General features: G+C 67.1%; 8 protein-coding genes and 2 pseudogenes. 5 read left to right on the plus strand and 5 right to left on the minus strand.

All coding sequences use genetic code 11. The annotated features are described in order from the left end of the window. Nucleotides 1–8: 8 nt before the first annotated feature. Nucleotides 9–1,091 carry an MBL fold metallo-hydrolase gene (locus ADK52_RS20225; RefSeq protein WP_053691238.1) on the minus strand — a complete coding sequence of 361 codons (1,083 nt, stop codon included), beginning with the start codon at nucleotides 1,089–1,091 and terminating at the stop codon, nucleotides 9–11. Between the two features lie 787 nt (nucleotides 1,092–1,878). On the opposite strand from ADK52_RS20225, the gene ADK52_RS20235 reads away from it, so the two are divergent. The 3 genes from ADK52_RS20235 (at nucleotide 1,879) to ADK52_RS20245 (ending at nucleotide 6,398) form a co-directional block, all read left to right on the plus strand. Further along, the gene (locus ADK52_RS20235) at nucleotides 1,879–2,880 is read left to right on the plus strand and encodes a DUF2278 family protein (protein ID WP_053691240.1); all 1,002 of its coding nucleotides are present in this window, start codon (nucleotides 1,879–1,881) and stop codon (nucleotides 2,878–2,880) included. A gap of 610 nt (nucleotides 2,881–3,490) precedes the next feature. Next, nucleotides 3,491–5,152, plus strand: coding sequence for a hypothetical protein (locus ADK52_RS20240; protein WP_107090126.1), 1,662 nt, complete (start codon nucleotides 3,491–3,493; stop codon nucleotides 5,150–5,152). A gap of 97 nt (nucleotides 5,153–5,249) precedes the next feature. Beyond that, a complete protein-coding gene (locus ADK52_RS20245; protein ID WP_053691241.1) occupies nucleotides 5,250–6,398 on the plus strand; it encodes a hypothetical protein in 1,149 nt (382 codons plus the stop codon). 306 nt (nucleotides 6,399–6,704) lie between these two features. Here the strand turns inward: ADK52_RS20245 and ADK52_RS20250 are convergent, their stop codons facing one another. From ADK52_RS20250 to ADK52_RS20265, 4 genes and pseudogenes are all read right to left on the minus strand, one after another. Then, nucleotides 6,705–9,791 carry a patatin-like phospholipase family protein gene (locus tag ADK52_RS20250; RefSeq protein ID WP_159045994.1) on the minus strand — a complete coding sequence of 1,029 codons (3,087 nt, stop codon included), beginning with the start codon at nucleotides 9,789–9,791 and terminating at the stop codon, nucleotides 6,705–6,707. Nucleotides 9,792–9,877: 86 nt separating this feature from the next. Beyond that, a pseudogene (locus ADK52_RS20255) lies at nucleotides 9,878–10,237 on the minus strand (transposase); the annotation flags it as partial. A gap of 130 nt (nucleotides 10,238–10,367) precedes the next feature. After that, on the minus strand, nucleotides 10,368–10,670 hold the full coding sequence (locus ADK52_RS20260) for a protealysin inhibitor emfourin (RefSeq protein WP_053691243.1): 303 nt from the start codon (nucleotides 10,668–10,670) through the stop codon (nucleotides 10,368–10,370). A gap of 54 nt (nucleotides 10,671–10,724) precedes the next feature. Further along, nucleotides 10,725–11,942, minus strand: coding sequence for a M4 family metallopeptidase (locus tag ADK52_RS20265; RefSeq protein WP_053691244.1), 1,218 nt, complete (start codon nucleotides 11,940–11,942; stop codon nucleotides 10,725–10,727). 462 nt (nucleotides 11,943–12,404) lie between these two features. Here ADK52_RS20265 and ADK52_RS20270 point away from each other — a divergent pair. Together ADK52_RS20270 and ADK52_RS42455 are read left to right on the plus strand one after the other, a co-directional pair. Next, a pseudogene (locus ADK52_RS20270) lies at nucleotides 12,405–13,020 on the plus strand (transposase family protein); the annotation flags it as partial. A gap of 229 nt (nucleotides 13,021–13,249) precedes the next feature. After that, complete coding sequence (locus ADK52_RS42455; RefSeq protein ID WP_147419950.1) at nucleotides 13,250–13,705, plus strand: hypothetical protein; 456 nt, start codon at nucleotides 13,250–13,252, stop codon at nucleotides 13,703–13,705. Nucleotides 13,706–13,811: the final 106 nt, after the last annotated feature.

Consider the following 13,811-nt stretch of genomic DNA (forward strand, 5'->3'; position numbering starts at 1 on the left):
GTGGAGCATCACGCCGTCGCCGGCAGTTCAAGGACCGTGCCGGTCTCTGGGTCCGCGGGGAAGCTCGCGGAGTAACCGTATCGCTCGCACAGCTCCGGATCAGCCCACCGGGCAGTGCGCTGCGTGCGGTAGTTGAACCACAGCGTCGGGCCGTCCGGTGCGGACAGTACGACGCGGGCGAGTGCCGCGTCATCGGGATGGTGGTAGGTGTCACCGTTGGTGGACACGAGGTAGTGCCGGGCGGGGGCGACCTCAAGGAGTGCCTCGGTCACGTTCCGCCGGCTGGCATGGTGGGGAAGTTTGAAGGCATCCACCTCCAAGACCCGCAGACCCCGGTGCGCGGCCACCCCTTTCAGGCCGGCCCCGAGCACAGTACCGAACGCGTCCGCCCCGAGCACGGCGCGGGCGCCGCGGTGCTCGATCAGCAGCGCGATGCTACTCCCGTTCGGAGCTGTCGTGTCGTCGGCCGTCTTCTGAGCGGCAACGGCGGCCAGATCGCCGAGGGGCTCCAGGATGTCGGGCCTTACCTCGGCCTGCCAGCCACGCCGGGCCTGGTCAATGGTTTCGAACCACTCGCGCTCCAGGATCGCCAGGCGCTCGTTGGTCGGTGAGAGGACGGTGATGTGTGGCCCGTCCCGGACCGGCACCTCGATGAACCCGAACGCGTCCCCGGTGTCGATGGGACCGCCGCCGAATACCCGGTTCCACGGAAGTACGGGACCGACGGATTCCCCGAGCAGCGCCGCTACCAGGCTCTCCCCCTCGGCGACGCTGCCCTCCACCCTGCTCCGGGAGGGCATGTGTGGAGGGCCGTTGAACCAGTAGTCTCCGACGTCTTCGGCGTACTCGCTCCGCAGGAACTGGAGCATGCCGCCTATGTGGTCGCTGTCGATGTGGGTCACCACGGCGACGTCAATGTGCCGGTCGTCGGGTTCGAGCCGGCTCAGCCTCATTTCGAGCCGGGGCCAGGTGCCCGGAGGGCCGCCGTCGACGAGCATGCGCCAAGGCGGCCCGCTCCCGCGCGCACACTCGACAAGCAAGCAGTCGCCCAATCGCGCAGGCAGTACCTCGATGCGGATGGCTGTGTCCATGGGATCGTCTCCCTCCAGCCGGGCGCACCACCAAATCTACGCTCGTCAGCAGGGCGCCGCAGCGCTGCGAGCAGGGGCCTGCCCGGCCATGAGGCCGCCCGGCCGCGGCGGCCGGACCGATTCTCCCACCACGGGCTTGGACGGTCAGCGCCGTGGGGCGTGGACCAGCAGGTGGTGCTGCTGCGCAGGCGTACCGTGCCTTCCCGCGACGCCCGCACTGCCGCTGCGAGCTTCAGGGCGCCACTTGCCGGGCTGCCTTCACCAGCAGGCCTGCACCCTCATCTGCTCCCGCCAGCTGCTCGCCGCCCGCCTCGACGCGTGTGCCGCGGGCCGGCTCGCCGCCGAGATGACCAGTAACGGTGCGGCCCGGTCGCCTTGACCCAGCGGGAGATGGGCCGCAGGGCAAGGTGGGTGAACATTAGGTGATTCGGTGTCCCGCCGGGGCCTGGTCGGGGGATAACGGCCAGGAGGACAAGCAGTCGTCAGGGCTGCCCCGGCGCACGGCGAGGTTGGGACATGGCGGTCACCGGCACCTGGAATCTGAAGAACCCCACCTGCCCGGTGGTCGCTTCGGTCCCAAGGACCGGGCCGCGTACCCGGCGGAGCCCAAGGCTCCGGCCGGCTCGATCACCCGGCTCGCCCACGATTGGCTCGGGATGCAGGAGGTCGGCGATCCGCCGGCGCCGGCGGACCTCGCCGACGCCCTCGACGGCCCGCACCATGCTTGTTCCACCGACACGCCCACACCCCGGCCGTGCCGCTCCCACCGGAATCCAGAGGATGACCCATGCCGCTAAAAGGTTACGGTGTCCTGGCCGCCCGCGCCGTCGACCGGCGCCGGGAGGGATCCAGCGATACCCCTCACTACCAGATCCACCTTACCGACAACGCCGGCACCCACTACCGGGCCGCTGTCAACGTCGAGTCACAACAGACGCCCTCCGAGCTCCTGTACCTGGCCGACGATGATTTCCGCCATCCCGTGACCGAGCTGCTCCCGCCGGCCGGCGCCGGATGGACGGCCCTGGTGTCACAGGCGGGCAAGGCCAGCCTGGACTTCATCCGCGGCAACCTGTTCGACCCCGCCTCGATGCGAATGCTCCCGCCCGATATCGAGGGCGCCGACAACGACTTGGCCGACCTGCTCGACCACTACGTGCAGCGTGCCATCGCCGACCCCACCGCCGCCCTCTACGTCTTCGGGCAAAGGTTCGGTCCCGAGGCCAACATCGCCGACAAGGTGTTCGGCTTCAGGCCCGGCAACGGCGTACACGACATCCATATGAACCAGGGCAACAGCGGCCGCTTCCGCTCCGACAACGGCGTCTGGCAGGACGGCGCCTTGTTCGTACACCTACCCTCCGAAAACCGCTGGGTCGCGATCTTCCTGGCCTTCCAGTCCCAGGCATGGCACACCGGCGACAACACCGGTCACCCCCTCGACACCGCACCACCCCGCTCCGGCGACCGCGACGAACCCCTGCGGATCATGGCCGCACTGGTCAACCCCTCCGGCCCCGCGCCCGAAGCCGTCACCGTACTGAACACCTCTCCAGCGCCGGTCGACCTTCAAGGATGGCAGCTCACCGACCTCGACCAGCAGACCCTCCCGCTCCCCGCCGGTACGCTCCAGCCCGGCACCACCCTCACCGTCCCGGGCGGCAACGGATTCCATCTCGGCAGCCAAGGCGGCACGATCACCCTCCTCAACCCGGACGGCATCAAAGTCCACGGCGTCGCCTACACCGCGCGACAAGCCGAGCGCGAGGGACGCACCATCACCTTCTAACACCACCAGCACCAAGCCCCACAGCACCCTCGTCGGCCGGCCAAGAGCGACCTGATCGGCGGGCGAGGGTGGTCTCAGCACGGCTGTGCCCGGATCCCATTCGGCCCTGGAGCGCGCCTTCACCGCGTCGGCGAACCGGGGCGACCTGCGTTGCTGCCTTATCTGCAATCGGGAAGCGCACGATCATGGTGCCGGACCTGACGGCGCTGCGTCTGGCGCACGAGCGGCCGCCGACACCCGACGGGCCCGGACGCCCTCATTCGATACCGGACGCGCGTCCGTCACGGTGTGGTGGCTGAGGAGGTTCCGGCCATCGGCGACGAGGCATACGACCAAGGCGCCGCGTGCGGGCCGGGTGGAAAGCATGCCGAGTTGCGTACCTGCCGGCGGTCTCCTGGGCGGCGCGGACGAGGGCGCTTACCGCAACGGCGCGCAGCATGCGGATGAGGGCAGCACCAGACTCTCACCGTCTCATCGACTCAGTGGCAGGTGCAGCCATTGGAGTGGATCTGCGGCTGCCGCCGAAATGGGCTTGCATGCCTGGGTATGCATTTGCGCATTGGCTTTTGGTGCCTCTGGAAAAATGACACATTGTGGGAGCGGACTGGCCATGCCGGACCACGCGCAGCGGCGGCGGGCGACCGCCTGGATGAGTGCAACTGTCGGCGAGGAGGCCGACGCCGCCCGCGTCTCGGCTGCCTTGCGCGATTCATCCGGTCACGTCCCGTTGGGTCCTGACATCGCCGATGGCGGCTGCGGACCAGGTTCGACTGCGCTGGAGCCGGGACGGCTGTATCGCAGGATCAGCGGCCGTGACGATCGGGCTCGGCCCGTCAGTGACGAGGAACTGGCGGAGTTGGGTGACCCGATGGCGGTTACGTTCTTCCGCGTGGGCAGGTTTCCGACCACCGTGCAGGAACTGCTGTCCGAACTCCCCGCCACGGCAGCCGCCTCACGCAAGGTGTATCTGGTCAGCGAGGCCGGGCAAATCTCACCGGCTGCCATCGGCGAGCGCGACATGCGGTTCGTGATCACCACCGCCGTGGACGGCAATCAGGTGGACCTTCTGGTCAGCACCCAGGCTGGCGGCGACCCCAAGAAGGGATTCCTTCAGGTCGCGGCGTGGGATTCTGTGGCGAGGGTCTTCAATTTCTATGCCCGTTTCGAATCGAGCTGGGTGTGGGCGGGCAACTCCTGGCACGCGCTGGAGCCGGACTCGCGGGGCAAGGGCTGCTTCGACAGCCACATCAACGGCAGCGCCGTGATGAAGGAACTGAGGATCCCCTGGATCAACTGGCAGTCAGAGCGGGCCACGATCCGGCTCGCCGATGATGACCCGCTCCGCCATGACCAGCTGTTCCAGCAGGTCATCGGAGCCGAGCGGCTGGAACTGACGGTCCGGTGTCTCATCACCCGGTGGACAGCTTCCCGCCTCGCCGAGGTAACCGCGAACGGCGTTGTGGACCACCCCGACCGGCTGCTGCGCCACCTGTTCACCAGCACCACGGTCAACCTCACCAGTACGGACCGGCAGAGCAGCACCATCACGGCGGACAGTGGCGAGCTGACGCTACCCACGGGGTTCTGGCTGAACCAGGACGTCCTGTTCGACGACCTGCGACTGTTCACGCAGGCCGCTCCGCCCAGGGCACGGGCCGCCGGGTACCTGGCCGGCCTGACGCGGTTTGGTTTCCGGCTGGAGGAGAAGTGCAGCGGCTTCTCCCAGCCAGGTGACACGTTTTTCGCCTTCGTTGTCCCCGAGGCTGCCCACGAGGACAACGAGGTGATCCGGCAGATGGTCCGCAAGGGGCTCATCTCGGCCAGGTTCGCCGCCTGCGTGCTGATGGTGGACTTTCCGAACCCGGTCTTCAGCCCTGCCCGCAGTCTCCTCATGCGGTACGTGCCGACCACGCCGACGAAGGCCGTGGAGTTGTGTGACAAGGTCACCCAGGCCATCTTGGACGCCGTGCGAACGCGAAACCTGCCCGCTGGCAGTCCCGAAGCCCGCTTCGCCGCGCACTGGCAGGTGCCTGAAGACGTTTGGCAATCAGTTTTCGGACAGCGGGTGGACGCCTATCTGCGCAAGGTCACCCAGCAGATCCAGACCGCATCCGGATTCGACGACTACGTCCGGTTGGCCGAGTCGCGGCGTCGGCAATTTCGCCTCATGAAACTGAATGAGTTCGAGCTCACCCTGCCGGTCACCAACATTCCCCCCGGCGCGCCACCGCTGGCGATGCGCGAGGACGCCACCGTCGCGGAGCTGACCTGAAGCCGCCCCTCATCAGCCGCCACGGCATCAGCTTCAGCGGAGCCAGCGACCGCTGCGTTTCACCCCTCCGTCTTCACGAGCAAGGAGAACGAGCGCCATGGCCACAGTGAATGCTTATGGGCCGCCCGGCAACCTCGACGATCTGGACGACTTCGGCCGCAAGGCCTGGAACGTGTTCATCTCCGACACGGTCGACGAGGCCATTCAGGGCCCCGATCCCCGTCAGGTACTGAACGACAGTCCGAGACCGCAGTTCTACAACCTGACCAGCGCGGATACGGCCTCGGACGTCCAGCGCGCCTCCATCACATGGACCGCGTTCCCCCGCATTATCAAGATCACTTCCGTTGGCGATCTCCAGCGATGGCAGCGCGCCGACGCCAGCCGCGACGTCCAGGACGAGTACTGCGAGTGGAGCGTCACCCGGGATGGCTCGGGAAAGATCACCCAGGTTACGTTCACGTGTGAAGGCCCCGAGTATTGGGAGATCCTGGCGCAGACGAACCCGGACACGGTGGTCGACCTCTACCGTAGCTTCATCAGTCCGAACGTGCGCAAGGAGGATCTGTTCTCGCCCAGTGGCAGATACCAACCGCGCAACAAGTGGAACAACTCCACGAGCCACGGCGCCATGCACTTGATTCAGCCGAACAACACCCTGGGCGCAGAGATCGAGTTGGCTGCGGCAGCCACCATTCGGCGCGTCATCAACGGCCAGGAGGTGAGCACTGAGCAGGAACTCGTCAACTGCAGCAAGTACGGTGCCGCAGAGCGCAACAGTGATCCCCACATCGGTGCAGGAGTCAACGCCCTGGCCCGCCAGAAGGCCGACATCAGCCTCGCCGACCCAGTGGGCCTGTACTTCGACGACCTGTCGACGGATGGCTGGGAGACCCCGGACGGCTCCGATCCCCAAAGCTACTGGACCTATGTGAGAGGCGACTCGGAGCACCGTGTCCGCGCCGTCTACGAGGTTCCCCAGGACAAGGGTTTCGACGTCGGGGACATCACCATCGGCGGGAGGCCCATCGAGTTCGGAGCCCAGATCGCGGACTTCATCACCATCAGGCTCACGGGCATCGCCTGCCGGTTCAACGACTCCACCGCCCAGCCGCAGACCGCCTGTAAGGAGTTCCCCGCGGTTGACGTGCGGCAAGAGGGGTTCGGCGCAGCCGCGTTCTCCGCCTCCGGCCGCCTCTTGGATCCCCGTCCCACCCTCTCGTACCGCTCCTCCCGCGTCACCTGACCCGTTCCTTCGCGGAGCGGCCGGCGGACCCGAGGCCGGGGCCCGATCCGTCGTGGCCCGCCTCGGCCGCCCTGTGGCACATCCCCCTGGCCCAGGGCCACCGCAGGTCCCCCCTCCGCAGGGAACGAGGCAGGCCGCGGTTCGCTCCCCCGCACAGCACCACGCCCGGGCTCCGGCTTGTTACGCGCGGACGTCCCCACGGGGGCTGAATGCGCGGCGCTTGGAGCGGACCACGGGGAGCGCGGCTCCGGGCTGAGCCCGGTGCCGCTGCCACGTCCCACGTCGCCAAGGAAGGACGTTCCGATATCACCTGGCAGAACGCACTTCCCCGGCCTTGGTGCCGATGTGGTATCCGAGCTCCCGGTAAGCGTCGAACTGGGCATGGTCGAACCACTGGTCGAAGGTGGCCTGACGGGGGAAGGCCTTCTCCCTGAGGGCGTAACTGAGCAGCTCGTACGGCATGTCGGGAGTCAGACTGGCCTTCACGAAGACGATCGTCCCCTTTGTGTCGGCCGGTGTGCCGGGCGAGAACTCGACCGGCTCGGGGTACTCGATCGTGCCGCGCACCACACTGGTGGCGGAGAACCGGGCGTTCAGCGCGGCCATCGGCGTCTCGGGCGGGAGCGGTGGGGCGCTGCCGGGCACCAGGTCCAGCAGGTTCTGCCCCTCGTCCTTGAAGGTGATCTTCACTCCGAGGTCTTCGTAGGCGAGCGTGACCGCCTGCGCGAGGGTGGTGGCCAGCGGCGGCGTGTCCCCTGAGGAGTCGATGACGTAGATCGTCCGGCAGCGGAGCCGGAGCGTCTCGACCAGACCGAGATTGTCGAAGTGCCCGCCGTCCGTGCACAGCAGCAAGGGAGTGGTATCCGAGTACCAGCTCACCAGTTCCTGGAGTTGGTACCGTAGCCGCCGTACCCGTGGCAGCCGCGGCATGATCCGGCAGGGCCCGTACTTCGCCAGTTCCGCGAGGTAGAGCGGGTTGGGGACCCAGGTGCCCAGCCGCACGTTGGAAAGGGCGAGCAGCCGCTCCATGAACATCGTCTGAGTGCCCATCGCGGAGGCGAAGGCCGCTCCTGACACGGCGACGGCCGACTGCACGGTCAAGTCGCGTCCGATCAGCGCGGGGGCCGTGTTCTGCAGGGTGTCGGTGCGGACCCAGCCCGTGTCGGGGCCACCGCAGTAGTCGGAGGCGAAGGTGAAGGGCACGGCGGGGCGCCCGGGGGCGGTGCGGTTGCGCAGCGAAATGGCAGCCGAGGCGGCGAAGATGACCTGGGGGAAGCCCTGCACTCGCTGCGCGTAGGGGTCCAGCGGGGTCGGCTCGCGGTTGTAGTCGTACGGCAGGGCACCCACCGAGCCGTCCTTCAACACCGCGCGCCGGACGGCGAAGGTGCCCGCCAGCCGCTGTCGGTAGAAGGGGTGCAGGCTGAAGGTGGTCTGGTCGATCACGAGCGACAGCGCGATCAGCGCGATCGGGATTCCGGCCTTCCACCAGATGTCCCACGTACCGGCGTAAACGGCCGCCCAGGACATGAGGGCGAAGTAGAAGAACGTGACCAGGAGCAGCACCAGCCAGCACACCACGATTTTCATCCAGCCTGCACCGACCTGAACGACAAGGGACGGACCGCCCTTGCCGAACTTGCCGGCCTTTTCCCCGTCCGGCTTCATCTCCTTCACTGTCTTGTGGACGACGGTGAACCAGGTTCCGACCGCAGTCGCCGCCGCCGTGAGCGCGGCGAGCACCGACAGTCCCCTGCCGTCGTTGTGCACCACCCCCTGTTCGAGCGCCAGCCAGGCGAAGAACCAGATCACCGCAGGAAGGACGATGGAGATGACGGCGACCGCCAGGGCCATTGCCACGATCGTGTTCACAATGCTGCGCAGCCAGGCGGGACGGGACTTCATGTTCCCCGCCCCTACGAAGGCGGCTCCCACGGACAGCAGGCCCGCCAGGCCGAACAGGGCGAGAACGGGGTGCCAGGCGTGCGGATACAACTCAAGGGACGGCAGGAACGCCTGTGGGGGCCCGGAACACCTCGGACCGTCCGGAACCTGACACGTCGACACGAACGCCTTCGTCTGCGGCATGAAACGGTGCAGGTCGGTCAGCGGAAGGTGCGAGTAGAACGCGTTCAGGAACTCGCCCACCACTGCGAAGAGCAGCGCCAACATGCCGAAGGAAACGGCCATGCCCCGCAGCACCGCCCCCGCGGCGTGCATCTTCTCCTTGGGCGTGTCAGCCAGGTACTTGGCGTGGCGGCGGATGTGGTCCTCCTCCTGGCTGCCCGGTGCGAACGCGTCGGCGGGCTCCGCAAGGCCGGGCCGCACCGAAGGCTTCCCGTCCGCGTCCTTGAGCCGGGCACCGGTCAGGGCCAGCTGGAGGGCACCGGCTGTGTACCCGCCACCGGACACCGACAACAGATAGTCCGCCTTGAGCAGTTGCCCGCGCAGCGCCTGCAGCGCGCCCAGGGTGATCGAGGCCGACCGGATACCGCCGCCGGAAACGCAGAAGCCGAGCTCCGCGGGCTTTCGACCGGGCGGCTGGTAGGCACGCGTGCGCCAGCGGGTGACCGCGTTGTCGTCTGGGTCCTGATCCTGGACCTGCTGTGGTTGTGCCGGGTCGGGGGCGATCCACTCGGGTCGGGGCTCCCAGTCGTGGGGCGCAGCGGGCGGAAGGATCACGTCGGGGTGGCTCCGCTGGCTCTCCGTCTCGCCGGCGGGCCGATTGGCGTGGGCCACGACGGGACGGGGATGGTCCTCCCGCCCGCTCGTCAAGATGGAGGGGTCCTGCACACGACGGCAGTAGAGTGTGACGACGATCAGCACGGCCGCTGCCACCAGCGGGACGACGAGCGCCCACTTCACCTGGGCGAAGTAGGTCGCCCACTGCAAGTTCCGCTCCAGATCACGCTCCGCGGCCGTCCGCAAGACGCCGAGCCAGGGCAGTACAGGACCGTCCGGGGCGGCCTTGATCCGGTCAAGTGCCTTCCAGAGGAAGATGTCCTCCACGCAGTCCGCCGCCACCACCACAGGGGTGAGAATGAGCGCGCGCCGCGCCCACAGGCGCGTGGACTTCCGGTAGAGGAGCAGGTGCCCGAGTCCGAAAGCCCCGGCGAGGGCCGCTCCGTACCCGGGAACGTACCAGCGCCAGTCCAGCACGAGGCCGTCCTGGAAGAGCTTGGACCCGCCTCCGTCCTTCACGATGGCACGGGCCGTATCTGCCTCCGCCGCGAACTGCAGCAGCAATTCGCCGTCCTGCGAGGGTCTGGCCCGGAACGGCGGATCCGCCCCGTACCAGAGGATCATGAAGAGACCGGCGGCGAGCCCGAACAGGCACAACCCCACCGCCCAGCCCGGCACGTCTCGCAGCTTCAACTGCGCCTGAGCATTCGGCATGCAGGCAAAGTAGTCACCTGAACGCGATTCGTACCGATGCGCGCCCTACACGAGGCAGCGCAAGACCCACTCAGCGCACCCGCCACCTGTGTCTCGAAGACGACCGTATCGTCGATGCCCGCGGCCCTGCACCGGTCGCGGGCATCCGTCCATGAGGCGGGCAAGTAAAGGCGGCGGTCGATCAACGTGCGGCCACGTTCGCCGGCAGAGGCGAGGAACACCCCCATCTGGGAGTTTTCCGTCCGGCCGGCAGTTCCGGAGCACTGGCGGTGAACCCCGGCCGAGCGGACACCCTTCTTCAGGAACCCGGTGTCATCCACGATCAGCGCCGCATTCGCATCGCCGAGGTGGTCGGCCACGTAGTCCCGCACGTCGCCCAGGACCTCGTCCGCGTTCCAGTCGATCCGGTTCAGCAGCCGGTGGATCCGGTCCGGTCCCCCGTACCCACGAACCGCTCATGCAAGGCCTTCAGTTCACCCGCCCACGACCGGGCATCAACACGTTCCCCACCCGTAACCGCACCAACGACCGACCTGCCCAGCAGCGCGGGTGGTCGACAACCTGGCCCGGCAGGCGTCACTGCTGCTCCAGGTATTTCTGCAGCCGAGTGAGCAGGTCCGCGAACGCGGGGGTCATGGCGGCGTCCGACTGCTTGAGGACCGTTGAACGACCGCCGTCCTCCACCGTTATCGTGTAGCTCATCGCATCCCTGGCCCGGTTGGGCTGGTCCGCCTTGGGCGTTGCGACGGCCGCCGCCACCAGCCGGGCCAGCTCCGGGGCGGCATTCTCCGGCAGGGTGTCCGTATCCAGCACCTTGGGCGGGAGGCGGAGATTGACCGCTGCCGCCAGCCCGCCGTGTGTCACCAGAGTCACCTTCACTGCGCGCAACCTCGTTACGATGGGTCCAGGTTCGGGCGGCGGCAATTTCTGGTGTCAACCGGCCCGCTTCAACGCGGTCACATCCTTGGCCAGCCTCGTCATCTGGGTGCTCAGGTCCCCGACCTGCCTGGTCAGGGCTGCGAGGCCGTCCTGTCGTCTCACACCACCGTTCCCGTCGGCCGCAAGGTTCCGCGCCCGGGCTACTCCGGTCGGGACGCCTCTGATGGGAATTTCCACCCCTTGCCACGCCGCCAGCACAGCCGACTGCTCGGCGCTGCCGATGCCGAAGAGTTCCCCGGCCTTCTGGAAGGTGGTGTCCGCGAAGTCCTGGAACTGGGTCTCGGCGCTGGACGCTTTCAGCGATTCATACCAGATGGGCCCGGCACCCTCCCACGCGAATCCGCCGATGCCTACGGCCGCCAGGAAGAACGCCTTATTCGGGATGCCCGAGTTGAAGTGCACCCCGCCGGAGTCCCCTTCCTCGGTGTCCGGCAGGTGAACGAATTTGCTCATACGGTCAGGCTGAGGGTCCTTTCCGAACAGTGCGTTGTCGTATGCGTGCCCCGGGGCCTTCATCGATCGCAGGGCGTCGGCATCGATCCCCGGAGTCCACACGTCAGCCCCGATCAGCCAGTCCGCCTCCTCAACCGACTGTTTCAGCGACCACTGCTTGACCAACGACCCGAAAACATCCGACATCGACTCGTTCAGGGCCCCGGACTGATTGTGGTACACGAGCCCGGCAGTGTGTTCGGTGACTCCGTGCGTCAACTCGTGCGCAATCACGTCCAGGGATCTGGTGAGGTCTCCCAAAATTTTTCCGTCTCCGTCGCCGAAGACCATCTGCCGTCCGTCCCAGAACGCGTTGTTGAACTTCACACTGAAGTGAACGTACCCGTCCAGGCGCATCCCGTGGCTGTCGATCGAATCACGCTGGAACACCTCCTTGTAGAAATCGCGTGTCAGGCCGAGTCCGCCGAATGCCCGGTTTGCGGACTCGTCCGCGGACTCCGATCCATCCTCCGACCTGGCCAGAACAGCGGATGGGAGGAAGCTCCCATGGTCGCAGTCGAAGACGGTGCGCCGACCGTTACCAGTTGCGGTTGCGGCCGGGCCGGCGAAGGACGCCCGGACCGCTCGTTCGCCCCGCAGGCGAGCGGTGGTCAGCATGGTGTCCAAGGCGGCCTGGCGCACGTCGGTGTCTTCGCTCTCCAGAAGCCTCTTGAGAAGGTGCGGGGGGATGATGCAGTTGAGTCGGGAGGTCTTACTCATAGGACACCTCCTGGGAATGAGAAACGGGCAAGCAGGCACCGACGCGGGGAGGGTTCGCGACGTTCGATGCGGTAGGACACAGCGTTGCCACGCCCCTCCGCGAGGGTCTCGTGGACGAACGGCAGGAGCCCACTGGGCGTGACAATAACGGGAGAAGCATCGGCGCCGGCCAGCCCAGTTTCCAGAGGCGGGGCCATGCTTATATCACCAGTCTCCGGCGGCCCGTAGCGACTGGCAAACGCAGTCATCCACCCTGGCGCCGGTGGTTCCGCCGCGTCACTTGGCGTCCAAATCCTTGTGGATCATGGACGTCGCGGACGCCAGTCGGCTGATGCCCTGCTGGACCTCGCGGAGGCCCGGGCCTCATTCTTGATGGCGGCCCCCTAGTACTGCAACGGCGTTTGGCGTGACTGGTGGCAAGGTTGCTCGTTGGTCGTTGGTCTGGCTATGGGTGGGGGGTAGCTACGTGAGCACACAACCTTGTCAAAGATCGCTATTGAGTTCGGGATCAGCGAGTCCACCGCCCACGCCTACACCAGCGCAGTCACCGACCTGCTCGCCCAACGTGCGCCAGGTCTACTGAGGGCCCTGCGCGAGGCCGATCCCGACTTCGTCCTGCTGGACGGGACCCTCGCCGAGTGCGACCGGGTCGGCGACTCACGCGCGGACCACTCCCATAAGCACCGCCGGCACGGAGTGAACGTACAGGTGGTCACCGATCCGGACGGCCGGCTGCTGTGGCTCTCACCCGCGCCGCCGGGCAGCGCCCACGACCTGACCGCCGCCCGCACCCACCGGATCATCCGCATCTGCGAGCGCCAGGGCGTTCCCATCCTGGCCGATCTCGCCTACCAGCGCGACGGCCCCTGGCTGACCACGGGCATCAAACGCAGGCCCCTGCAGGAACTCACCCCCACCGAGAAGACCGTCAACCGGGCCCTGGCCGCGGCACGGGCACCGGTCGAACGCGGCGTCGCCCGCTTGAAATCCTGGCGGATCTTCCGCAGGTCCCCGATGTAGTCCGAACCGCATGACGTCAATCGCCAAAGCCGTCCTCACCCTGGAGCGCCAAGGCTGAAGAATCTCATTGACCGATCCACTTTGGATCGCATTCATCATTGAATCGTGCGCGAAATTCAAAATCCTGCCGACTTGCGATCAGGCTTGCGGAGTGCTGCTCTGGAATGGGCAGGGGGTAAAGGGCTAAATGATCCGGGCCCTAATGGGTGGCGTTCAGCCGAAGTAGGGGACAACGCGTCGTGTGACGACGGGATCCCCGCGCTGCGACCCGCTATCGGAGGTTCACGATGACACAGGTCTCTTCTGCCCGCATTCCACTACGCCAGATCATGGCCGTGCTCTTGACGGCCGCCCTGACGCTCTCCCTCTCGGTGGTGCTCACCGTCTCCTCGACGAAAGAAGCAGCCGCCTCGTGCTCCGCCAACCGGTTCAACGGAACGTGGCGCTCGTCCGACGCGAGGCTGAAGCGTATCGACGTGTGGCAGGGAGAGGACTGCCACCCGTACGCCAGGGCCTGGGACGTCTGCGAGAACGACTCGTCGCATATCTGCAGTTGGGGAAACAGGAGAATGGGAGACAGTCCCGAGCCGAACTTCCAGTTCGTCGGATACAACTGGAACAACGCCGATGAGGTGCTGCAGCTGCGGATGCAGGACAGCTCTCACATCTCGGTGTGGGACAGCACCGACTACCACAACGGCAAGAAGGTCAGTTTCACGGTCGCGATGTACAAGAGCCGTTGAGCCGGCCAAGGGCAGCAACTCCCCCGCGCCGCTACTGGACGAGACCCCCTACCAAGACGGGCGGGGGCCTCGCCGCTCGTCCCCCGCCCCCGCCCCCGCCCCCGCC

Source organism: Streptomyces sp. WM6372, assembly GCF_001279655.1.
GTDB lineage: Bacteria > Actinomycetota > Actinomycetes > Streptomycetales > Streptomycetaceae > Streptomyces.

Coding starts and splice junctions, on each gene's coding strand:
- ADK52_RS20240 (WP_107090126.1), top strand. CDS start 3,491: ATGCCGGACCACGCGCAGCGGCGGCGGGCGACCGCCTGGATGAGTGCA.
- ADK52_RS20245 (WP_053691241.1), top strand. CDS start 5,250: ATGGCCACAGTGAATGCTTATGGGCCGCCCGGCAACCTCGACGATCTG.
- ADK52_RS20235 (WP_053691240.1), top strand. CDS start 1,879: ATGCCGCTAAAAGGTTACGGTGTCCTGGCCGCCCGCGCCGTCGACCGG.
- ADK52_RS20265 (WP_053691244.1), bottom strand. CDS start 11,942: ATGAGTAAGACCTCCCGACTCAACTGCATCATCCCCCCGCACCTTCTC.
- ADK52_RS20225 (WP_053691238.1), bottom strand. CDS start 1,091: ATGGACACAGCCATCCGCATCGAGGTACTGCCTGCGCGATTGGGCGAC.
- ADK52_RS42455 (WP_147419950.1), top strand. CDS start 13,250: ATGACACAGGTCTCTTCTGCCCGCATTCCACTACGCCAGATCATGGCC.
- ADK52_RS20250 (WP_159045994.1), bottom strand. CDS start 9,791: ATGCCGAATGCTCAGGCGCAGTTGAAGCTGCGAGACGTGCCGGGCTGG.